The organism is Carnobacterium sp., assembly GCF_032094055.1.
In the GTDB taxonomy this organism is placed as follows: domain Bacteria; phylum Bacillota; class Bacilli; order Lactobacillales; family Carnobacteriaceae; genus Carnobacterium_A.
Genome location: NZ_DAMDAK010000032.1, coordinates 24,171 through 24,943, shown reverse-complemented (window position 1 = coordinate 24,943; position 773 = coordinate 24,171). Strand labels below are relative to the sequence as shown.

Sequence of the window (773 nt, the reverse complement as noted above, 5' to 3'; positions counted from 1 at the left end):
AATTTGAACTAAGCGGGCTTCGATAATTTCTGATAGGTATTGTTCGTCTACTTTTATAGGCTTGCTTTGTCCAACAACATCTACTGGAAACTCTTCATCCGGAGAAGTTTCTTCTGGCAAAGCATATCCATAATCGCGTTTGATTCTTTCAGCGCTTTCAAGTGACGTATTCAAAACAACAGAAATATCTTTTGTTACATATTCTCCGCCTTCTTGATTAACATATGCAAATTTCAATTGATTATCGTGCATAACCGATACGGTAGTTTGACCGCCTCCCATATCAATTAAAATAGTGCCGAAATCACGTTCTCCGTCTGTCATTGCTATGCTGCTTGCTGCCAGCGGCTGGAGAACGATATCTTGAATATGCAATCCTGCTTTTTCAACACATCTTTTTGTATTATGAAGAATGGTTTTCGGTCCAGTGATCATCGTTGCGTGCATTTCTAATCGAACACCGATCATCCCCCGAGGATCTCGTATTCCATCGAATCCATCTACTAAAAATTCTTCCGGGAAAACAGCAAGAATTTCACGTTCAGGCGGTACTGATTTTACCATAGCAGCTGCTAGAACACTTTCTACATCTTCTTCAGTTATTTCATGGTTATCTCCTGCAACAGCAATCATGCCATGGCACGGTTCTATTTCAATATTGTTGCTTGGGATACCTACAACGACATTACGGATGTCTACGTTTGCCTTTTGTTCAGCTTGTTTAATGGCTTTATTGATTGAGTCAACTGTTTTGTCAATATCTATTATAATGC

Annotated in this window: 1 protein-coding gene; it reads right to left on the bottom strand. The window is 39.5% G+C overall.

From position 1 onward, the window contains the following. On the bottom strand, window positions 1-773 hold a 773-nt coding region (ftsA, locus tag RT405_RS06685; protein WP_313468600.1), incomplete at both ends, for a cell division protein FtsA.